The organism is Pseudohaliea sp. (assembly GCF_054552115.1).
The window spans coordinates 40582-62063 of record NZ_JBTOLW010000016.1 but is presented as its reverse complement, the minus strand read 5'-3'; the positions used below and the strand labels follow the sequence as shown (position 1 = coordinate 62063).

General features: G+C 67.6%; 17 protein-coding genes. 10 read left to right on the top strand and 7 right to left on the bottom strand.

The window, feature by feature from the left end; translation table 11 throughout:
* Window positions 1-6: 6 nt before the first annotated feature.
* From ftsA to mutT, 5 genes are all read left to right on the top strand, one after another.
* Window positions 7-1221 (top strand): cell division protein FtsA, encoded by a 1215-nt coding sequence (gene ftsA / locus ACX93N_RS09550; RefSeq protein WP_459428187.1) that lies wholly within the window; start codon window positions 7-9, stop codon window positions 1219-1221.
* 68 nt (window positions 1222-1289) lie between these two features.
* Window positions 1290-2489 carry a cell division protein FtsZ gene (gene ftsZ, locus ACX93N_RS09545; protein ID WP_459428186.1) on the top strand — a complete coding sequence of 400 codons (1200 nt, stop codon included), beginning with the start codon at window positions 1290-1292 and terminating at the stop codon, window positions 2487-2489.
* A 325-nt stretch (window positions 2490-2814) separates the two neighbouring features.
* Window positions 2815-5562, top strand: coding sequence for a preprotein translocase subunit SecA (secA, locus tag ACX93N_RS09540; RefSeq protein ID WP_459428185.1), 2748 nt, complete (start codon window positions 2815-2817; stop codon window positions 5560-5562).
* A 14-nt stretch (window positions 5563-5576) separates the two neighbouring features.
* A complete protein-coding gene (argJ, locus tag ACX93N_RS09535; RefSeq protein ID WP_459428184.1) occupies window positions 5577-6794 on the top strand; it encodes a bifunctional glutamate N-acetyltransferase/amino-acid acetyltransferase ArgJ in 1218 nt (405 codons plus the stop codon).
* A complete protein-coding gene (gene mutT / locus ACX93N_RS09530) occupies window positions 6775-7191 on the top strand; it encodes an 8-oxo-dGTP diphosphatase MutT (RefSeq protein ID WP_459428183.1) in 417 nt (138 codons plus the stop codon). Before argJ ends, mutT begins: the two co-directional genes overlap by 20 nt.
* On the opposite strand, the gene coaE is transcribed toward mutT, so the two are convergent.
* The 4 genes from coaE to pilB all read right to left on the bottom strand — a co-directional run bounded on the left by coaE (window position 7188) and on the right by pilB (window position 11743).
* Window positions 7188-7805 (bottom strand): dephospho-CoA kinase, encoded by a 618-nt coding sequence (gene coaE / locus ACX93N_RS09525; protein ID WP_459428182.1) that lies wholly within the window; start codon window positions 7803-7805, stop codon window positions 7188-7190. The two genes, mutT and coaE, sit on opposite strands and share 4 nt — an antisense overlap.
* Window positions 7802-8674: a prepilin peptidase gene (locus ACX93N_RS09520; protein ID WP_459428181.1), complete on the bottom strand. Its 873-nt coding sequence runs from the start codon at window positions 8672-8674 to the stop codon at window positions 7802-7804. Before ACX93N_RS09520 ends, coaE begins: the two co-directional genes overlap by 4 nt.
* Before the next feature lie 72 nt (window positions 8675-8746).
* On the bottom strand, window positions 8747-9961 hold the full coding sequence (locus ACX93N_RS09515) for a type II secretion system F family protein (protein ID WP_459428180.1): 1215 nt from the start codon (window positions 9959-9961) through the stop codon (window positions 8747-8749).
* A gap of 57 nt (window positions 9962-10018) precedes the next feature.
* Window positions 10019-11743, bottom strand: a complete 1725-nt coding sequence (gene pilB, locus ACX93N_RS09510; protein ID WP_459428179.1) for a type IV-A pilus assembly ATPase PilB — start codon at window positions 11741-11743, stop codon at window positions 10019-10021.
* A gap of 501 nt (window positions 11744-12244) precedes the next feature.
* Here pilB and ACX93N_RS09505 point away from each other — a divergent pair.
* The 5 genes from ACX93N_RS09505 (at window position 12245) to ACX93N_RS09485 (ending at window position 18145) form a co-directional block, all read left to right on the top strand.
* Entirely contained in the window at window positions 12245-12727 is a 483-nt protein-coding gene (locus ACX93N_RS09505; RefSeq protein WP_459428178.1) for a pilin, read from the top strand.
* A 158-nt stretch (window positions 12728-12885) separates the two neighbouring features.
* Window positions 12886-14820 (top strand): hypothetical protein, encoded by a 1935-nt coding sequence (locus tag ACX93N_RS09500; RefSeq protein WP_459428177.1) that lies wholly within the window; start codon window positions 12886-12888, stop codon window positions 14818-14820.
* 117 nt (window positions 14821-14937) lie between these two features.
* Window positions 14938-15837, top strand: a complete 900-nt coding sequence (locus ACX93N_RS09495) for a glycosyltransferase family 2 protein (RefSeq protein WP_459428176.1) — start codon at window positions 14938-14940, stop codon at window positions 15835-15837.
* Window positions 15838-15893: 56 nt separating this feature from the next.
* Window positions 15894-17108, top strand: a complete 1215-nt coding sequence (locus tag ACX93N_RS09490) for a hypothetical protein (protein WP_459428175.1) — start codon at window positions 15894-15896, stop codon at window positions 17106-17108.
* A complete protein-coding gene (locus ACX93N_RS09485; RefSeq protein WP_459428174.1) occupies window positions 17105-18145 on the top strand; it encodes a glycosyltransferase family 2 protein in 1041 nt (346 codons plus the stop codon). The genes ACX93N_RS09490 and ACX93N_RS09485 overlap by 4 nt, the downstream gene beginning before the upstream one ends.
* Before the next feature lie 152 nt (window positions 18146-18297).
* Here the strand turns inward: ACX93N_RS09485 and ACX93N_RS09480 are convergent, their stop codons facing one another.
* From ACX93N_RS09480 to ACX93N_RS09470, 3 genes are read right to left on the bottom strand one after another with little or no spacing between them, the layout of a single operon-like run.
* A complete protein-coding gene (locus tag ACX93N_RS09480; RefSeq protein WP_459428173.1) occupies window positions 18298-19335 on the bottom strand; it encodes a glycosyltransferase family 2 protein in 1038 nt (345 codons plus the stop codon).
* Window positions 19311-20237, bottom strand: a complete 927-nt coding sequence (locus ACX93N_RS09475) for an NAD-dependent epimerase/dehydratase family protein (protein WP_459428172.1) — start codon at window positions 20235-20237, stop codon at window positions 19311-19313. The genes ACX93N_RS09480 and ACX93N_RS09475 overlap by 25 nt, the downstream gene beginning before the upstream one ends.
* Window positions 20234-21328 (bottom strand): glycosyltransferase family 4 protein, encoded by a 1095-nt coding sequence (locus ACX93N_RS09470; RefSeq protein ID WP_459428171.1) that lies wholly within the window; start codon window positions 21326-21328, stop codon window positions 20234-20236. The genes ACX93N_RS09475 and ACX93N_RS09470 overlap by 4 nt, the downstream gene beginning before the upstream one ends.
* Window positions 21329-21482 lie beyond the last annotated feature (154 nt).

Below are 21482 nucleotides of genomic sequence, written 5' to 3'. Positions count from 1 at the left end.
AGGAACATGATCGTCGGGCTGGATATCGGCACGTCCAAGGTCGTCGCCATCGTCGGCGAGGTGGACCCCTCAGGGCAGATCGAGATCGTCGGCATCGGCTCGCATCCGTCCAAGGGGATGAAGAAGGGCGTGGTGGTGAACATCGAGTCCACGGTGCAGTCGATCCAGCGCGCCGTGGAGGAGGCCGAGCTCATGGCCGGCTGCCAGATCCACTCGGTTTACGTGGGCATCGCCGGCAGCCACGTGCGCAGCCTCAATTCCCACGGCATTGTCGCCATCCGCGAGCAGGAGGTCGCGCCCGGGGACGTGGAACAGGTGCTCGATGCGGCCAGGGCCGTGGCCATTCCGGCGGACCAGAAGGTGCTGCACATCCTTCCCCAGGAGTACGTCATCGATAACCAGGAGGGTATCCGTGAACCCCTGGGTATGTCCGGCGTGCGCCTCGAGGCGAAGGTGCACCTGGTGACCTGCGCCGTGAACGCCGCCCAGAACGTCGAGAAGTGCATCCGCCGCTGCGGCCTCGAGGTGGAGGAAGTGATCCTCGAGCAGCTCGCCAGCAGTCACGCGGTGCTCACCGACGACGAGCGCGAGCTCGGCGTCTGCATCGTGGACATCGGCGGCGGTACCAGCGACATCGCGGTGTTCACGGAAGGGGCGATCCGCCACACAGGCGTCATTCCCATCGCCGGGGACCAGGTCACCAACGATATCGCCATGGCACTGCGCACGCCGTCGCAGTATGCCGAGGAAATCAAGATCAAGTACGCCTGCGCGCTGACCCAGCTTGCCGGTGCGGACCAGACCATCAAGGTGCCCAGCGTCGGCGACCGGCCGCCGCGGGACCTCTCCCGGCAGTCTCTCGCCGAGGTGGTGGAGCCGCGCTACGACGAGCTGTTCACCCTGGTGCAGGGGGAGCTCCGGCGCAGCGGCTACGAGGACATGGTGCCCGCGGGCATCGTGCTCACCGGCGGCACCTCGAAGATGGAAGGGGTGGTGGAGCTCGCCGAGGAGATCTTCCACATGCCCGTGCGGGTGGGCTACCCGCAGGCGGTGCAGGGCATGGCGGACATCGTGCGCAACCCGGTCTACGCCACCGCCTGCGGGCTGCTGCACTACGCCGCGCAGCATCCGGGGGAGGCGTCCCGCGGGCTGCTCTCGAGCGGCGAGGCGGGGCCGGGCTGGTGGGCCCGCCTGCGCCATTGGTTCGGCAGCAATTTCTAGCGTTGTGGAACAAGGAATTTTCAACGCCGCGTGAAACGCGGTTCCTGTGCAAAAAGGGGAGTAAGACCATGTTTGAACTGATCGATAACGTACCGCAGAACGCGGTCATCAAGGTGATCGGGGTCGGTGGCGGCGGCGGCAACGCCGTCAAGCACATGATCGACAACAGCGTCGAGGGCGTGGATTTCATCTGCGCCAACACCGACTCGCAGGCCCTGTCGGACATCGACGCGCGCACGGTGCTGCAGCTCGGTGGCGACATCACCAAGGGCCTCGGCGCGGGCGCCAACCCGGATATCGGCCGGGCGGCGGCCATGGAAGACCGCGACCGCATCGCCGACTCGCTGCGCGGCGCCGACATGGTGTTCATCACCGCCGGCATGGGCGGCGGTACCGGCACCGGCGGCGCGCCGGTGGTGGCCGAGGTCGCCCGGGAACTGGGCATCCTCACGGTGGCCGTCGTTACCCGGCCCTTCCCCTTCGAGGGCAAGAAGCGCCTGGGTATCGCCCACAACGGTATCGCCGAGCTGCAGCAGCACGTCGACTCGCTGATCACCATCCCGAATGAGAAGCTCCTGGACGTGCTCGGCAAGAACACCAGCCTGCTCGACGCCTTCAAGGAGGCCAACAACGTCCTCCTCGGCGCGGTGCAGGGCATCGCGGACCTGATCATCCGCCCGGGCATGATCAACGTCGACTTCGCCGACGTGCGCACGGTGATGTCCGAGATGGGCATGGCCATGATGGGTACGGGCAGTTCCCGCGGCGAGAACCGGGCCCGGGAGGCCGCCGAGCGCGCCATCAACAGCCCGCTGCTGGACGACATCGACCTGGAGGGCGCCCGCGGTATCCTGGTCAACATCACCGCCGGTCTCGACCTGTCCCTGGGCGAGTTCTCGGAGGTGGGTGACACCATCGAGGAGTTCGCCTCCGAGGAGGCGACGGTGGTGGTCGGTACCGTCATCGACCCGGAACTGAGCGACGAGCTGCGCGTGACGGTGGTGGCCACGGGCCTCGGCGCCGAGGCGGCGCGGGTACCGCTGCAGGTGGTCGATTCCGCGCCGCGGCGCGCCGCGGCGCAGCCGCAGCCGCAGGCCGCCGCGGAGGAGTCGCCGGCCGAACCGGCGGCCCAGCCTGACTACCGCGACTACGACACGCCCCCGGCGCGTCGTCGCGCGGCCGCCGGCGGTGCCGCTGCCGCCCCGGCGGAAGCGGTGGGCGGGGAGTACTTCGATATCCCCACCTTCCTCCGCCGCCAGGCCGACTGACTCCTGGCCCTCGGCCCCGGGCGCCGGTTGCACAGCGGCGCCCGGGGCGCTTCCCCGCGCCTCATGCGGTGTGGAGCGACGCCCCGTCGTGATTCCTGCCCCGGTCTTTTCCGGCCACCGAGATGGCAAATGCCGCAGCGATATGCGAAACTCCCGCCCTTTATCGCGGCGCCATCGGTCGCCGCGCCCGGCCTGAGCCGGTGCGCTCCGGCTGTGAGGGCCGGCCGCACCCACGCATCCCGATGACCTCGTCCCGGCGTCCCGCCGCGCGATGCACCAGGCGCAGGCGCAGCGCGCCGCCTCCGCTACGGAAACAGCACAGACGATGATTAACAAGGCCCTGAAAAAAGTCTTCGGAACCCGCAACGAGCGGGAGCTGAAGCGCCTGCGCAAGATCGTGCGCACGATCAACGCCCAGGAGGAGACCCTGCAGGCGCTCGACGACGCCGCCCTCGCCGCGAAGAGCGACGAGTTCCGCGAGCGGCTCGCCGGCGGGGAGAGTGTCGACGCGGTCCTCCCCGACGCTTTCGCGGTCTGCCGCGAGGCCAGCCGGCGGGTGCTTGGCATGCGTCACTTCGACGTCCAGCTCATCGGCGGCATGGCCCTGCACGAGGGCAAGATCGCCGAGATGCGCACCGGCGAGGGCAAGACCCTCGTGGCGACGCTGCCGGCCTACCTGAACGCGCTCACCGGCAGTCCCGTACACCTGGTGACCGTCAACGACTATCTCGCCGGTCGCGATGCGGGCTGGATGGGCCCGCTCTACGAGTTTCTCGGCCTCGAGGTCGGTGTCATCCGCTCCGGGCAGCTGCCCGAGCAGAAGCGCGCGGCCTACCGCTGCGACGTCATCTACGGCACCAACAACGAGTTCGGCTTCGACTACCTGCGCGACAACATGGCCTTCACCCTGGAGGACAAGCTGCAGGGCGAGCTGGCCTTCGCCATCGTCGACGAGGTGGACTCGATCCTCATCGACGAGGCGCGTACGCCGCTGATCATCTCCGGCGCCTCCGAGGACAGCTCCGAGCTGTACAAGCGCATCAACACGCTCGTGCCCCGGCTGCGGGCGGCGACCGAGGACGATGCGGGCCACTACAGCGTCGACGAGAAGGCGCGGCAGGTCGAGCTCACCGAGGAGGGCCACGAGTTCGTCGAGGGCCTGCTCATCGAGGCGGGGCTGCTCGAAGAGGGTGACAGCCTCTACGCAGCGACCAATCTGCAGCTGCTGCACCACATCCACTCCGGGCTGCGCGCCCACGTGCTCTACCACCGCGACGTGGAGTACATCGTGCAGGGCGGCCAGGTCGTGCTTATCGACGAGCACACCGGGCGCACCATGCCCGGCCGGCGCCTCTCCGAGGGCCTGCACCAGGCCATCGAGGCGAAGGAGGGCGTTGCCATCCAGGCGGAGAGCCAGACGCTGGCATCCACGACCTTCCAGAATTACTTCCGCCTCTACGAGAAACTGGCCGGCATGACCGGCACGGCGGATACGGAGGCCTTCGAGTTCCGGCAGATCTACGGTCTCGAGGTGCTGGTGATTCCCACCAACAAGCCGATGATCCGCAAGGATCTCAATGACCTCGTCTACCTCACCCGCGAGGAGAAGTTCGACGCCATCGTCGAGGACGTGAAGGCCTGCATCGCCGAGGACGCCCCGGTGCTGGTGGGTACGGCCTCCGTGGAAAACTCCGAGGAACTGTCGAAGCGTTTCCGCAAGGCCGGCATCGAGCACAAGGTGCTGAACGCCAAGTACCACGAGCAGGAAGCCGAGATCATTGCCCAGGCCGGGCGCCCGGGGGTAGTGACCATCGCCACCAACATGGCGGGCCGCGGCACGGACATCGTCCTCGGCGGCAACCTCGACGCGGAGCTCGCCGCGGCCGGGGACATCGACGAGGCGAAGCGCGACGAGCTTCGCGCGGGCTGGAAGGAACGCCAGGACCGGGTGCTGGAGGCCGGCGGCCTGCACATCCTCGGTACGGAGCGCCACGAGTCCCGGCGCATCGACAACCAGCTCCGCGGCCGCGCCGGCCGCCAGGGCGACCCGGGGGTCACGCGCTTCTACCTCTCCCTCGAGGACAACCTCATGCGCATCTTCGCCTCCGACCGGGTGAAGAGCTTCATGCAGGCCCTGGGCATGGAGAAGGGTGAGGCCATCGAGCACCGCATGGTCACCAACGCCATCGAGAAGGCGCAGCGAAAGGTCGAGGGCCGCAACTTCGACATCCGCAAGCAGCTTCTCGAGTACGACGACGTCGCCAACGACCAGCGCCAGATCATCTACCAGCAGCGCAACGAACTGCTCGACGAGGCCGACATCTACGACACGATCACGGCGATCCGCCGCGACGTGGTCAACGAGGCCATCGACAGCTACGTGCCGCCGATGAGCGTGGAGGAGCAGTGGGATATCCCCGGGCTCGAGCGCCAGCTGGAGGCGGAGTTCGCCATCGAACTCCCCGTGCAGCAGTGGCTCGACGAGGACGACAAGCTCGACGAAGAGGGCCTGCGCGAGCGCATCATCGACGCCATCCAGGCCGCCTACGACGCCAAGTGCGAGCAGGTCGGCCCGGACATGCGCAAGATCGAGAAGCAGATTATGCTGCAGGTGCTCGATACGCTGTGGAAGGAACACCTGGCGACGATGGATCACCTGCGCCAGGGGATCCACCTGCGCGCCTATGCGCAGAAGAACCCCAAGCAGGAGTACAAGCGCGAGTCCTTCGCGCTGTTCCAGTCCCTGCTCTCGAACCTCAAGTACGAGGTGGTGAAGTTCCTCTCCCACGTGCGCGTGCGCAGCGAGGACGAGTCCGAGCTGATCGAGCAGCGGCGCCGGGAGGCGGCAGAGCGCGAGAAGCTGGCCTTCCAGCACGCCGCGGCTTCGGCCCTGGCCGAGGAGGCCGCCGCCGCGCCGGCGGGCGATGCCGGGGCCTCCCAGGGTGCTGCGCAGGCCGCCGCGGAGCCGGGCGCCCAGCAGCCCTTCACCCGCGAGCAGCCCAAGGTGGGCCGCAACGAGCCCTGCCCCTGTGGCAGCGGCAAGAAGTACAAGCAGTGCCACGGCGCGCTCTAGGGCGGGCGCGGTAGATGACAGGCCCTGAGCTGGCGGACGCGCCGCTGCCGGTCGGCGGCATCCGCCTTGCTACCGTGGCGGCCGGCGTGCGCTACCCGGGCCGGCCGGACCTCGTCCTCCTCGAAGCAGCACCGGGCAGCCGCTGCGCCGCCGTGTTCACGCGCAACGCCTTCTGCGCTGCGCCCGTTCACCTGGCTCGCGAGCGTCTCGCGGCGGCGGCCCCCCGCTACCTCCTGATCAACACCGGCAACGCCAATGCCGGCACCGGCGCGGCGGGCCTTGCGGACGCCCGCGCCTGCACCGCGGCAGTGGCCGAGGCGGCGGGGGTACGGGACGCCGAGGTGCTGCCGTTCTCGACCGGCGTGATCGGCGAAGCGCTCCCGGTGGCGCCCATCACCGCCGCGGTACCGCGGCTCCTCGAGGGCCTTGCCGCAGACGGCTGGGCGGATGCCGGACGGGGCATCATGACTACGGATACGCGTCCCAAGCTGTGCAGCGCGCAGCTCGATATCGGTGGCCGGACCATCACCGTGACCGGCATGGCCAAGGGCGCCGGCATGCTGCGTCCCGACATGGCCACCATGCTCGCCTTCCTTGCCACCGATGCGGCCGTGGCGCAGCCGCTGCTCGACGAGCTCCTGCGCGAGGCCGTGGAGCGTTCCTTCCACCGCATCTCTGTCGATGGTGACACCTCCACCAACGATGCCTGCGTGCTCCTCGCCACCGGTGCTGCGGGCAATGAGGAGCTTACGGCGAACGACAGCGAGGCCGCCCGCCTGCTGGCCGAGGCCGTGGGCGATGTCTGCGTGCAGCTCGCCCGGGGGCTGGTGCGCGACGGCGAGGGCGCGAGCAAGTTCGTGACCGTTTCCGTGGAAGGCGGGCGCGACGGTGCAGAGTGCCTGGCGGTCGCTTTCACCATTGCCCACTCGCCGCTGGTCAAGACCGCGCTGTTCGCCTCGGACCCGAACTGGGGGCGGCTCCTGGCCGCCATCGGCCGCGCGGGTATCGCCGACCTCGATGTCGAGGCCGTGAGCGTGCGCCTCAACGACGTGCTGATCGCCGAGGGCGGCTGCCGCGCGGCGAGCTACAGCGAGGAGGCCGGTGCCGCGGCCATGGCCGCGACCGACATCCGCATCGCCGTGGACCTCGGTCGCGGTGAGGCGAGCGAGACGGTCTGGACCTCCGATTTTTCCTACGACTACGTGCGCATCAATGCCGAGTACCGTACCTGACGGGGGCATCCTGCACGTTGCCGTCGGCGTGGTCCCTGACGGCGAGGGCCGGGTGCTCGTGGCGCGCAGGCCGGTAGAGAAGCACCAGGGCGGGCGCTGGGAGTTTCCCGGCGGCAAGGTCGAGGACGGGGAGAGCGTGCTTGATGCGCTGGCGCGGGAACTGGCCGAGGAAGTTGCCCTCGAAGTCGCCGCGAGCGAGCCGCTGGTGGTCATCGAGCACGACTATGGCGACCGCCACGTCCGTCTCGACGTGCACCTGGTCACGGCCTGGCACGGCGAGGTGTCGGGGCGGGAAGGGCAGCCGCTGCGCTGGCTGGCGCTACTTGAGCTCGACGCCGGTGAGTTCCCTGCGGCGAACGGCCCGATCATCGAGGCCATCCGGGAGCGTCTCGGCTAGCCCTCGCGCGCCAGCTCCGCCCGGGCCAGGAATTCCGCGTGCAGCTCGGCAACGCGCTCGTCGAGGTCGGCGAGGGTGCCGCTGTTGTCGATGATGATGTCCGCGCCCTCGAGGCGCTCCGCCCGGGACAGCTGGGCCGCCATGATCTTGCGCACCAGCTCGGCGTCGTTGTCGTCCCGCGCCATGGTGCGGGCGACCTGCAGTTCCTCCGGGACATCCACCACCACGATCACGTCCGCCAGGTCCTTCTGCCGCGTCTCCAGCAGCAGGGGGGAGCTGAGGATGCAGTAGGGTGACGTCGCCGCCGCGAGTTCGCGGGCGATCTGTTCGCCGATGAGCGGATGGGTGAGCTGCTCCAGCCAGGCGCGCTCCGCCGGGTCCTCAAAGACCCGGCGGCGCAGGGCGGGCCGGTCGAGACGGCCGTCGCCGTCGAGGATGGAGTCGCCGAAGTGCTCGACGATCGCGGCAAGGCCCCCGGTGCCCGGCTCCACGACCGTACGTGCTGCCTGGTCCGCATCGATCACGACCACGCCGGCGGCGGCGAAGCGGTCCGTGACCGCGGACTTGCCGCTGCCGATACCGCCGGTGACGCCGACCACGAAGCGCGTGCTCATGGCTGCAGCATGCCGAGCCACCAGGCCGCGATGACATCCCCCCGGAGGAGGGCGATCCAGCCCGCCGCGGCGAGGTAGGGCCCGAAGGGGATCGGTACGTCGCGGCCGCGGCCGAGGAGCAGCATGCCGGCGACGCCGACCACCGCGCCGACCAGCGACGAGAGCAGGATCACCAGCGGCAGGGCCTGCCAGCCCAGCCAGGCGCCGATGGCGGCGAGCAGCTTGAAGTCGCCGTAGCCCATGCCCTCCTTGCCGGTGAGGAGCTTGAACAGCCAGTAGATGCTCCACAGCAGCAGGTAGCCGGCCGCGGCGCCCGCCACCGCGTCGGCGAGGGGTACCGCGCCGCTGGCCAGGTTGTAGAGGAGACCGGCCCAGAGCAGTGGCAGGGTGATGTCGTCCGGCAGCAGCTGGTGGTCGATGTCGATACCGGTGAGGGCGATGAGCGCCCAGGTGAAGGCGAGCGCCGCGGCGGCGGCCAGCCCGGGCGCGACGTAGAGGGCCACGGCCACCGAGGCCGCCCCCGTGGCCGCCTCAACCAGCGGGTAGCGCGGCGAGATGGGCGCACGGCAGTCGGCGCAGCGCCCGCGCAGGAGCAGGTAGCTGAGGAGGGGGATGTTGTGCCAGGGCCGGATACGCGCGGCGCAGGCCGTGCAGTGGGACGGCGGGTAGGCTAGGGAGAAGGACGGCGGCTGCTCGCCCGGCGGTTCCCCTTCGGCGAGCAGCTCCCGGCAGTCCCGTCGCCACTGCGCCTCCAGCATGCGCGGCAGCCGCAGGATCACCACGTTGAGAAAGCTGCCCACGACGAGGCCGAGCACCCCCACGATCCCGACCCACCAGGCCGGGTGTTGCGCGAGCCAGCCCAGGATCACGCCGGGGCCCCGTGCCGGTAACTCGTCATCTTCCAGCCCGGCCGGCCGCCGGCTGCCTTGGCCCGCACCGGCTCAGATCACCGAGCCGAGCATGAAGATCGGCAGGTACATGGCCACCATGAGGCCGCCCACGAGCACGCCGAGAATGGACATGATCATGGGCTCCATGAGCGCGCTCAGGTTGTCCACGGCGTTGTCGACCGCCTCCTCGTAGTGGCTGGCAACCTTGTCCAGCATCTCGTCGAGCTGCCCGGACTCCTCGCCGATGGAGACCATCTGCAGGAGCATGTTCGGGAACAGGCCGGTGGCCTTGATGGACTGGTAGAGCGTGGCGCCGGTGGTCACGTCGTCGCGGATCTGCAGGATGGCCTTGGCAAAGACCGAGTTGCCCGCGGCGCCGGCCGTGGACTCCAGGGCCTCCACGAGGGGCACGCCGGCATTGAAGGTGGTGGCCAGGGTGCGCGAGAAGCGGGCGACCACGGCATCGTGGGTGATACCGCCGATGACCGGCGCCTTCAGCGCCAGCCTGTCGATCGCTTCGGAGAAACGCACCGATCGCAGCTTCGCCTCCCGGATGCCCCAGACCGCCGCGAGCAGGGCGAGGAGAATGATGAACCACCAGGCCTGGACAAACTCCGAGATGCGCAGCACGAAGAGCGTGAAGGCCGGCAGATCCGAGCCGAAGCTGCGGAAGGTCTCGGCGAACTGCGGCACGACCTTCACCAGCAGGATGCCGGTGACGACGATGGCGACGACGATGACCGCGGCGGGGTAGGTGAGGGCCTTCTTGATCTTGCGCTTCAGGGCCTCGGTCTTTTCCTTGTAGGTGGCCACGCGATCGAGCATGGTCTCCAGGCGGCCCGAGGATTCGCCGGCGCCGACCAGGCTGCAGAACAGCTCGTCGAAATAGCGGGGGTGCTTTTCGAGGGACACGGCGAGGCCGGAGCCGCCGGCCACGTCATTCTTGATCGACATTACCAGGGTACGCATGGACGGATTCTCGATCCCGTCGGCGACGATGTCGAAGCTCTGCACGAGCGGCACGCCGGCTTTCATCATGGTCGCCATCTGGCGGGTGAAGACCGCGATGTCTCCCGGCTTGATGGGCTTCTTGCGCGCGCTGAACAGCGGTTTCGGCTTGCGTCGCACGGACCGCGGGTTGATGCCCTTCTGGCGCAGCTGCGCGCGCGCCAGCGCCGAGGATGGCGCATTGATCTCGCCCTTGGTCTGGCGGCCGTTCTTGTCGGTGCCGCTCCAGATGAAGGGAGTGCTGGTTGCCGTTGCCATGTGTCGTCCCGCCCTCTCCGCTGCGCCGCCGGGCGCACCTTAAGCCTAGTCGAAAGCCTAGTCGATGGTAATACGGTTCACTTCCTCGAGGCTGATGATACCGGCCGCGCACTTCATGAGCGCCGCCGTGCGCACGGAGTGAAAGCCGTGGGCCCGGGCCTGCCTGGCGATCTTCGTCGCGTCCGCCTGGGCCATGATCAGCTCGCTGATCTCCGGCGTGATGCGCACGACCTCGTAGACGCCCACCCGCCCCTTGAAGCCGTCGTTGCACACCTTGCAGCCCACGGCCTTCATCAGCGTGGCGCCCTGCAGCATCTCGTCCGTGAAGCCTTCCTGCCTGAGCACGTCATCGGGGATATGATCCGCCGGTGCCTTGCACTCGCTGCACAGGCGCCGCGCCAGGCGCTGGGCGATGATCAGGCTCACGGAGGTGGCCAGGTTGAAGGTCGGGACGCCCATGTTGAGCAGGCGGGTGATCGTCTCGGCGGCGCTGTTCGTGTGCAGCGTCGACAGCACGAGGTGGCCCGTCTGTGCCGCCTTGATGGCGATCTCCGCCGTTTCCAGGTCGCGGATCTCGCCGACCATGATCACGTCCGGGTCCTGGCGCAGGAAGGAGCGCAGGGCCTCGGCAAAGTTGAGGCCGACCTTCGGGTTCACGTGCACCTGGTTGATGCCGGAGAGGTTGATCTCCACCGGATCTTCCGCGGTGGAGATGTTGCGGTGTGGTTCATTGAGGATGTTGAGGCCCGTGTACAGCGAGACCGTCTTGCCGGAGCCGGTGGGCCCGGTCACCAGGATCATGCCCTGGGGCTGGGCGAGCGCGCGCAGGTACATCTCCTTCTGCTCCGGCTCGTAGCCGAGGGCGTCGATGCCCAGCTGCGCGCTGGTCGGGTCGAGGATCCGCAGTACGATCTTTTCGCCGAAGAGTGTCGGCAGCGTGTTGACCCGGAAGTCGACCGCGCGGTTGCGCGACAGGCGCATCTGGATGCGGCCGTCCTGCGGGATGCGCCGCTCGGAGATGTCCATTTGCGACATGACCTTGAGCCGCGCGGCGAGGCGCGGTGCCAGGTTGCGTGGCGGCCGCACCATTTCCTCGAGCATACCGTCGGTGCGGAAGCGCACCCGGTAGTCTTTCTCGTAGGGCTCGAAATGGATGTCCGAGGCGCCCTGCTTGATGGCATCGACAAGTACCTTGTTGACGAAGCGGACGATGGGGGTCTCGTCGAGCGCGTTGTCCTCGGCGCCGTCCGCGCGCTCGTCTTCATCGACGGCGCTGATATCGATGTCCTCGAGTTCGCCGGCCTCGAGCTCCTCCAGCCCGCCGGCCAGGTCTTCCTGCGCGTTGGACCAGTCGGCGATCGCCTTCGTGAGACTCTGCTCGTCGACCAGGATCGGCTCGGTGCTGATCCCGGTGTTGAACTTGATCTCGTCCAGGGCGGCGAGGTTGGTCGGGTCCGAGACGGCGATGAACAGCCGCTTGCCGCGGTGGAAGAGGGGCAGGGCGTGGTGCTTGGTGATCAGGTCCGGCTCGACCAGGCCGTCCGGGAGCTGCTCCCGGTCGAAGGCGTCGAGGTCGAAGCGCGGCGCCCCGAACTCCTGCGAGGCGATGCGCGCGAGTTCCCTGCCGTCGACGTCGACCGACTCGACGAGGTAGCTCACGAAAGGCACGCGCTGCTCCACCGCGGCGCGCTGTGCCTGCCGCGCCTGGTCGGCATCGATCAGGCCCTCGATAACGAGGCGCCCGGCGAGGCCGGAGGGCGGCGTTTTTGCTTGCTCGTTCATCATGCCACCTCGAGGGGCGATCGCGGGCACCCCGGCTAGACACCCTGAGTATACCTACCGGCTCTCTGAAGGTGTAGTCGTTAAGTGTTTGGAAATTCAGTCGATTTTTTACGCCCGGGGCGCCGTTACCGGCGCCTGCGCGGGCCCGCGGCGACAGGGAGCCGGGGGTCGGCGGGCGGATTCGAACGCTTTTTGCAGGCGGAACCGACAAAATTTGTCAGCCAGGGGGTAAAAACGTCATGTGCCCCTGCCTGCCCGGGGGCGGCGGGCGGTTGCAACAACAGCTTGCGCGGCAGGCCGGGCTGTCACTTAACTTGTTGTTTTTACTGTATATCGATGTGCGATCCGGCTTCTGCTGGCACGGTGACGGAAGTTCTGGCCCGCATTTTGCTGCGTTCCGTGCAGGGTGGGCTCTATGCGCGCCTACGCTCATACCACCGTCACCCTGCTCAGCCCCCCCGGGGCTCGCAGGATCGCAATTGGGACCGAAGGGAGACCATCATGAAAAAGCAACATGCAGCCCGCCAAGGGGGCTTCACACTGATCGAACTGATGATCGTCATCGCGATCGTCGGCATCCTGGCGGCCATCGCGCTGCCGGCCTACCAGGACTACACCGTTCGTGCCCGGCTGTCCGAAGCGCTCGCGGTGGCTGCGGAGGCGAAGACGACGATCGCCGAGTTCGCGGCCAGCAACGGCGCAATGCCCGCGGATGCCGCTGCGGCCGGCATCACCCTCGCTGGCTTTGGGCAGGACTCGTTCGTCAGCCAGGCGGCCTATGCGCCGGGCGGTACGAGCTTCATCGGGATTTACACGATCACCATCTCGAACTCGGCTACGCAGCTCCCGGCCGACGTCCAGGGTGACACCTTCCAGCTGACGGGTACGATGGATCAGGGCTCCCGCCGCGTGAACTGGGTCTGCGGCCCGGGTGGCACCCAGGCCGTCGAGGCGAAGTACCTCCCCGCCACCTGCCGCGGCTAGCAACCGGTCCGGCCGCGGCCGGACCCACATTGCAGGCAAGTTCCAGAGCCCCGATCCCGGGGCTCTTTTTTGTCTGGTTTTTTTTCCGGCTTTTTGTCTGGCGGCGTGGCGCGCTACCCTGTGTCCGCCGCCGCTCCTGACGAGATCCTGAGCAACCCGTGCCGCCGTTGACCCGCCAGGCTTTTTCTTCGCCATTGCGCCGCATCCTGTGTACCCGGTGGCTCTCCGGCGCACTCGTGCTGCTGGCCATCGCCGCCGGCGTCTACGGTGCATTCTCTCCCGGCGTCGGGACCGGCTACCTGTTCGACGACGCCACGTCTGTGGTTCCCCTGCAGCACCTGCGTGAGCACCCGGAGCAGTTCTGGCACTACGTGTTCAGCGATGTGTCGGGCCCCCTCGGGCGCCCCCTGTCGATCGCCACCTTCGCCGCGGAGCAGGTTTTCCTCAAGGCGGGGCCCTACGAGAGCCAGCTGCTGTCCATGGGGCTGCACGCCATCAACGGTTTCCTCGTCTTTCTGCTCGCCCGCCTGGTGTTCGCCTGCACCGGGGTCGCCCGGCCCATGCTGATGGGCGTTTTCGCGGCGATGCTCTGGGCGCTGGCCCCGCAGAAGGCCAGCTCCGTTCTCTACATCGCCCAGCGCATGACGCTGCTCGCGGGGACTTTCACGCTGCTGGCACTGGTCAGCTACGGGCTTGCGCGAGTGGCGACGGGGGCGCGTGCGCGTGCCGGCTTTGCCCTGCTGTGCATCGGTGCCCTGCTGGCGGCGCCCTTCGCCAAGGAAAACGGGCTGCTGGCTCTCCCCCTGCTTGCCGCCCTCGAGCTTTTCATCCTTCCTGGCGGGCCGGGGCGCGCCGGGTCACGCCGTGAGCGTTACCTGAAGCCCGCAGCGCAGGGCGTGCTGCTGCTCGGTGTCATGGCTTTCCTGGCCCTGGGCTGCTATTTCCTGGCCCGCTCGGAGGTGGGCTTTTCCCACCGCTCTTTCGGCTTCACAGACCGGTTGTTCTACTCCCTGCTGGCGGTGACCGATTACGCGCGCCAGTTCCTGCTCCCCGATACACGGCGGATGGGGCTGCTCCACGACGACTTCTCGGGCGAACTCCTGTCGCCGGCGGGCCTGGTCGCCGCTGTCTTCGTGTTGTCGTCCCTGGCCTTCCTGGCGGTGAGCGCCGTGCGCCGCCGGCGAAGCGTCGTCGCCTTCGCCCTGGCGGTGTATTTCATCGGCCACAGCCTGGAGAGTTCCTTCCTGCCGCTCGAGCTGTACTTCGAGCACCGCAATTACCTGCCCAGCGCCGGCCTGGCCCTGTTAGCGGTGGCAGGCCTGGCCCGGGTCTTCTCGCACCTTGCCCCGGGTGCCGGGCGCCTGGTGGCCCCGCTGCTCGCGCTTTACGTCGGCGCGCTGACATTCTCGACCTTCAACTATGCCCACCACTGGCGTTCCTATGATGCGCTGCTGGCGCACCACCTGCGCGGTCACCCGGCGTCGGCCAGGGCCCATTCGCAATACGGCCTGCGCATGGCCGCCCTCGGTCACCATGAATTGGCAGGACCACACATCGACCGTGCCGTAGAACTGAGCCGGTCGCAGGTTGCCGCGATGGCCCTGGGTTTCGGTGACCGGGTCCTGCGCCGGGTTGCCGCAGCCTGTCTCGCCGGGGATCCCGTTGAGGGGGCGCTGGTGCCCCTGCCCGATGGGGTCATGGAGAACCCGCTTCACGGCATGTCGGCCCGGGTGCTCCGGGAAATCCACGAAGACCGGGTTTGCCCGGAGGCCGCCTGGGATCGTGTCTCCGAGTGGATCCAGGCACTGGTTGCGAGTCAGGCTGCCGGGGGCGAGCCCCTGAACTGGAAAGTCCTCAAGGAGCTGGCGGTCCTGGAGCGGCGCCTGGGCAACCCTACCCGCGTATACATCTACTCGTCGATGGCCTCGGAGGCGGCGCCGTCGGACGGCACGCTGGTCATACTCCGCCTGGAGGCGGCGACGCAGGCGGGCGACCTGGAGACGGCGCGGGCCGCGCGCGACCAGTTGCGGGCGCTGGGTGAAGCCGGGCGCCTGCGCCCGGTGGAGCAGCTCGTGCTCGAGAGCCTGCCCTGAGGCGTCGCGGCTGCCGCGCCGGTTCCCGTGCTGGCCCGGCGGGGCCTAGTATGTTTTAGTTCCCCTGTCGGCGGCCTTGTGGTGCCGACCCCCTGCTGGAGCGCTCGGAGACCCACCTTGACACTGTCCATCGTCATCCCGGCGAAGAACGAGGCAGAGCACCTCGAGAGCCTGCTGCCGCGCGTTATCGCCGCGGCCCCCGGCAGGCAGGTGATCGTGGTCGACGATGGCTCCTGCGACGGCACGGCGGGCGTCGCGCGTCGCCACGGGGTGGAAGTCATCACCCAGCCCTATGGCAAGGGGAACGGCGCCGCCATCAAGCGCGGTGCCCTGGCGGCCCGGGGGGACTATATTCTCTTCATGGACGCCGACGGCCAGCATGACCCGGCCGCCATCCCGGACCTCCTCGCGCGCCTCGAGGAGGGCTACGACATGGTCGTCGGTGCGCGCAGCGGCCTGTCCTCCCAGGCGAGCGTCTTCCGCTGGGGCGCAAATGCGTTTTACAACCGGCTGGCGAGCTGGATGGTGGGTCAGCGCATCGATGACCTGACCTCCGGCTTCCGGGTGGCGCACCGGAAGAAGTTCCTCAGCTTTCTCTACCTGCTGCCCAACGGCTTCAGCTACCCGACCACGTCGACCATGGCGTTCTTCCGCGCGGGCTATTCGGTGGGCTTCGTACCTACCGCGGTCGGGCGGCGCGCTGGCCGCAGCCATATCAACCTGCTGCGGGACGGGCTGCGCTTTTTCCTGATTATCTTCAAGGTCGGCACGCTCTACTCCCCGCTGAAGGTGTACTTCCCGGTGTCCGTGCTGATGGCGGGGCTGGGCGGGCTCAACTACGTGCTGTCGGCGCTCAGTACCGGCTCGCTGCGTTTCACCAACATGAGCACGCTGCTGGTCCTCGCCGGCATGATCGTCTTCCTCATGGGGCTCCTCTCCGAGCAGCTCACCAACCTGCAGTACAAGAATGTGGAGCACGAGCCCGAGGGCGGAGACGTGGAACCGCCGCCGCTCTAGGCGGGTCCGGCAACCCGCGCGCGGCAGCGCTGGCAACAGGAGGTCCCTGCCTGGCTATGGAAACACCGGTCGTCTATGTGATGGCGGGAGAAATGCTGAAGGATTCCGGCCTGCAGGCGTCCCAGTTTCTCGCTCCGGCTTTGCAGCGCCGGCGGAGGGGCCAGGCCGTTTCGGTGATCGCCGTGCTGCCGCTGCTTTCCTTCCTGAGGGACAAATGGAATCGCCGCGGCGCGTTTGCGGCCGTTCAGTCGCTGTGCAGCGATGAGGGTATCAGGCTGTTCTGGGTAAGCGCTCCGCTGACCCTGGGGCAACCGCTGTCCTTTCTGCTGCACAAGCCCTGGCTGCACCTCGCCGCTTTTTTCCTCGAGCGGCAAATGGCGGCCATGCTGCAGGAGCACAGGGGCACTGCGATGATCTTTCACTGCAGGAGCTATCTCGCGATGGCCCTGGCGCTTCGCCTCAGGCGCCGGATCAGGCGCACGCTTCATGCCTATCTCTCCTTTGATATGCGAAGCTCCCTGCCCATGGAGTTCCCGTTAGCCGCGCCCGTGCTCGGGAAGCTCGCTTATGGCGCGGCGGTGCAGTGGGAAATGAGCCTGGTAGAACAGGCGGATTCAGCATTTCTTCCCCTGCATGTCTATCGTAAGCATTTTTGTGCGACGACAGGCCTTCAGATCCATTATGCGCCGATCGCCGGCTTTGCCCGGGAGCCTGATTTTTCCGTCGACTTCGCCGGGCGGTGGCAGCAACGGAAAATGGGATTCGCTGGTACCTTTGCAGCGTGGAATGATCGAAGGGTGCTGGAGCAGATACTCGAAGCCATGCCGATGATGCGCCCAAGTCTTGCCATGCCTGACGGAGGAGAAGTGTCAGGGGTTTCGGCGAAGAGCTATCGCTATGAAGAAATGCCCGCCTACTACGATGAACTGCTGGCGCTGGTAATCCCGGGGAGAACTGACCTCGGAAACTACTTTGTCCGCGCGAAGATGCGCGAGAACTTTTTCTCCACGAAAGCCTCTGAAGCCCTGTCCAGGGGGGTCCCTTTGATTGTTTCGAGTGCACTCGAAGAGCTTGCATCGTTCGTGCGGGCTAATGATTGCGGGCTGGTGTACGACGCGCGCTCAAAGCGTTTCTCGTTCCCTGCGGACGTGAACTGTGATGACCGCGCCCTGTGGGAACGCCTGACCCGGAATGCCCTTCGCGCGGGAGAAAGCTTTACCCCGGAAGCGGTGAGCGACTGTTATGAGGACGCCTGGCGAGCGTCGCTGTGACCCTCACAGGAGGCGAAGGTGAGCGGCAGGAGAGTACCCTTCGTGAGGCCCGGGAGGTGATGGAAGTACCGAAGGTTTCGGTCGTTCTCTGTACCTACAATGGCGAGCGCTATCTCGGTGAGCAGCTGGGAAGCATCCTGGGCCAGACGACGCTTCCGGCAGAAGTCATTGTCTACGATGACTGTTCGAGTGACGGCACTATCCGGCTGGCCGAAGGGCTGGCGGAGGAAACCGCAGTACCCGTGCGCATCCTCTCCGGCAGCGAGAATCTCGGTGCCGGGAGGGCCTTTTCCGTGGCCCTCGCCGCCGCAAGTGGAGACCTCATCGTCCTGGCTGACCAGGACGACCGGTGGCAGGCCGATCGTCTTGAGCAGCTGGTGCGAGCAGCAAGCGCGCTGCCCGCCATGCGTCCAAGGCTGTTTGTGAGCAGCCTTGTGCTGACCAACGAAGCGGGGGACTCGCTTCGAGCGCGCCATCCGGGCCTCGAAAGAGCCCTCGAATGCAGGGATCTTTCCTGGCGGGACCTCGCCTTCGGCAACCTGATTCCCGGTTGCGCCATGGCGTTTGACCGCAGCCTCCTGGAGCGGCTTTTACCCGTCCCCGGGGAAGCGGTGCTGCATGACTGGTGGATAGCCCTGTGCGCGAGCTGCCTGGGGGAAATTCATTTCCTTGATGGCGGCACCATCTACTACCGGGTGCACGGTAACAACAACCAGGGGGTGCCGGGGTGGCGCAGGACCCTGGCGGAAGTTTTCAGCACCGGGCCCCGCGAGATCGCCATCAGGAATTTTGTCGCGGCCTTTCGACAGCTGGAAGCGCTCAAGGCACGTATGGACGAGCTGGGCGAAAGCGAGACCAGTGAAGCGCTCGCCTGCCTGTGCGAACTGCCGCTGCTGACGCCATGGCAGCGCTTTCGTCGGTTGCGCGATCTGCGGATAGCGCGCCGTTCACGGCTCCATACCATGATCTCCTATGCAGCGAGCATGGCGATGCCCGCGCAGCGCCGTGGCTCGTTGCGGTCCGGTTCAGGCGATTGAGCCGGTACAGAGTTCTCTTCCATCCCGCTGGCAGCCACGGGGCGACGGCCAACCGCCGCCACCGGACACGCATCCGGGGGTGCGGTCACAAAGACGTGTATAGCGTTCCCTCCCCGGGAGAGCGCCGGGGCCGTGCCAGGACGCCCTGGCGTCTACCGGTCCGCGGTTACCTCGGGGAAGCCATAAGCCCGGAGCATGGCCAGCTTGCGGTGCGTGAAACGAAAGGGCCTGAAAAAGTCCCCGGCTGAAATACGCCGGTTCCCCTGGACGCTTCTACGCTGTCTGCCCAGCCGGCGTCTGTCCGCGATAATCCCGATGATCGCCGGCAGGTAGACGCGGGTCAGCAGCGCCGGTCGGCGACGCACCGCACCGAGAACAACCCCCTCAACGGACAGCAGGAAAAACTGCGGCAGCAGGACCAGAATGCCGAAGCCCGGATAGCAGGTCGCGATAACCCGGTTCTTGTTCAGTTCGCTCAGGGCGCGGCGGCGCAGGGAGCTCCGGAGACGGCGCCCTTCCACCCTGCCACCCCCGAAAGAGTATCCCACGGCGTGGTCATAGCCACTGCTGTCGACCGCCACGACCCTTCTCCCCAGCAGCCGGGCTCGGCAGCAGAGGTACATGTCCTCGGCGATCGAGCCGAACCACTCGGGGAAGCCCCCGATGTCCTGCCAGAGCTTGCGCTCTATCCAGAGGCAGCTGCCCATGACGGTCGCCACATCCCGGGTCCCGGGCAGGGTGTTGGGGATGGGGTTGGCGAAGAGGTCCATGAACATGCCCCGATCCAGCAGTTCGCCCGTTGCCATGTCGTACTGGGGCAGGGTCAGCACGCCCGCCTCCGGGGTGTCCCGCTGGTAGCGAAGCAGTGCCTCGAGCGCACCGGGGTGGAGCCGCGTATCGTTGTTCAGCAGGAGGAGGTACTCGCCCCTGGCAGCTGCCGCGAGCCGGTTGTTGCCGACGCAGAAGCCCACGTTCGTCGCCGAGTTCAGCAGGGTAACGCCCGGAAACCGCGCTCTCAGCAGTGCCACCGAGTTGTCGCTGGAGCAGTCGTCGTGGACGAGAATCTCGACCGGGAAAGCAGCGGCCTGGGCGAGGACCGAGGAAAGGCAGGCATCGAGCACGGCCGCACCGTTGAAGTTGGCGATGCAGATGCTGACGACGGGTTTCAGGCGCTGTTCTTCAGGAACCATCGCCAGGTCTGCTCCAGGCCAAGACGCAGGGGGGTCCGGGCTGACCAGCCAAGGGTCACTTGCGCTTTCTCCGTAGCCAGCCGGGCGATGGGCATGTCCACGCCGCGCCGGGGCGCAAAGGTACGGTGCAGTGTGCGCCCGGAGACACGCTCGACAAGGTCACAGAGTTCGAGGATTGAGACGTCTCGCCCGGATCCGGCGTTGAAGATGGTGCCGGGTTCCCGGTCCTGGTCATCGGTGATGACCCGGTGGCAGAGGTCCAGGAAGTCGTCGATATAGAGGAAGTCCCGGCGCGCGGAGCCGTCGCCCCAGATGGTGAAGGGCGTGCCATCGCGCAGCGCTGTCAGCAGCGTTGGAACGATGGCGAATTGCCGCCTGGCTCGCTGCCCCGGGCCGTAGATGTTGGAGGGCCGCAGGATCACCGCGGCGTGCCCGGTCTGGTGCTGGTAGGCCTCGATGAACAGCTCCAGGGCCAGCTTGCCGGCGCCATAGTAGGAGCGGGGCGACAAGGCGCTGTCTTCTCGGGAGGGCGGCGTGTCCGCGCCGGGCCGGTAGATGGCCCCGCCGGAGGACACGAAGACCAGGCGCAGCGCCGGCAGGCCCTGAAGGATCTCGAGCAATTCCAGGGAGGGCAGGATATTGGCCGTGCCCTCCGCTACGGGAGCCAGGCGGGTGCTGCCCGGTGTGCTGTCGCAGGCGAGGTGGAACAGGGTATCGACATCCTCCAGCAGCGCGAGCATGCCTGCCCGGTCACCGGGGGCCGTGGTCGAGTGGCTGTGCCCGGGGGCCACACCCGGTTGCCCGCTCCGGCCGATGGTAAGGACCTCGTGCCCGCGAGCCAGGAGGTCATTCATCAGCTCCCGGCCGATGAAGCCGCACCCACCGAAGATAGCTACCTTCACGCCGTGACCGCCCGGTAGACATCGAGATAACGGTCCGCGCAATCACGCCAGGTGCCAAAGGTCCGGCGCGCCCTGTCGCGGGACGCGGCGGACAGCGCAGCGTTGGCGTCTGCACGCTCGAGCTGGGCAAGGGCGCTTTCGAGGCCTGCGGGCGATGAGACGAGCAGCCCGGCCTGTTCGGGCTGCAGCAGGTCCCGGTGGGCGTCGATGTCCGAAGCGATGATCGGGAGTCCCGCCGCGAGTGCCTCGAGGAGGACCTGCGGGCGACCCTCGGCGTGCTGGCTGAGCGTGAGGAGACCTGTGGCGCGGGGAAACCAGTCCCTGGCAAGCACATCCGGGCTGGCGGGACCGTGATAGTGAACCCAGGGGGGCAGGTCGAGCTCCTCCTGGTTGGGGCCGATAAGGTGCAGCTCCCGCTCACCGCCGGAAAACAACGGCTGCCCCCACTCGAACAGCGGCCCCAGCTTGGCCCGGGTCAGCCGCGAGACGACCAGCCAGCAGCCGGGCGCGAGCTGCGGCTTGCGTTCGAGGCTGTACCACCGGTCGTCGATGCCGAAGGAGATCGCGCGGACGCATGCGACATCGCCGAAGTCTTCCCGCAGCCGGGGTGCCATCCACTCCGCGTTTGGCACCAGGGCTGCCCGTCGCTGCCGGAGCATTCGCCGCAGCAGCGGCTTCATGCCCGGCAGATCCAGCAGCTTGAAATCGGTGCCCAGGATGGAGATGACCGCCGGCCTGTCGATGCCGGCCAGCGGCAGGGCATTCTGCAGCCAGTTGACGTGGAAGAGGTCCACCCGGTCCGCATTCCTCCGGTAGGCGGCGCGCAGGCGCCGGAGCAGGGAAAGGCTCGTGCCGAGCGCCCGGGCCTTGTTCCCCTTGAGCAGGTGGGCGATGCCCCCCTGGGCGGCCAGGGTCTCCAGCCAGGCTTCGTCGGCAGCGCTGCAGCGATAGGTGATAGCGTCGCTGATCGGCCCCCTCGGCGCCCACAATCCCAGCTCGCAACCGTCGCTTTCGGCGAGAGCCCGGGCGAGGTGCCGGAGGAAAATCCCCTGCCAGTCCTGCTCGCTGCGCGGGTAGGAGGTCGCGGTCATCAGCAGGCGCAGCGGGTGTCGTACCGCGGCTGGCCGCGGGTCTGGCGATGGCATGTGGCTGGGAGCGGGCATCATGGCATGGTAGCGCAGGCCTCGGGCCTGTGGGAGCCGTGTGTCGGCAGGAGCCCCGCGCGCAACGGCCCGCCGGCTCGGG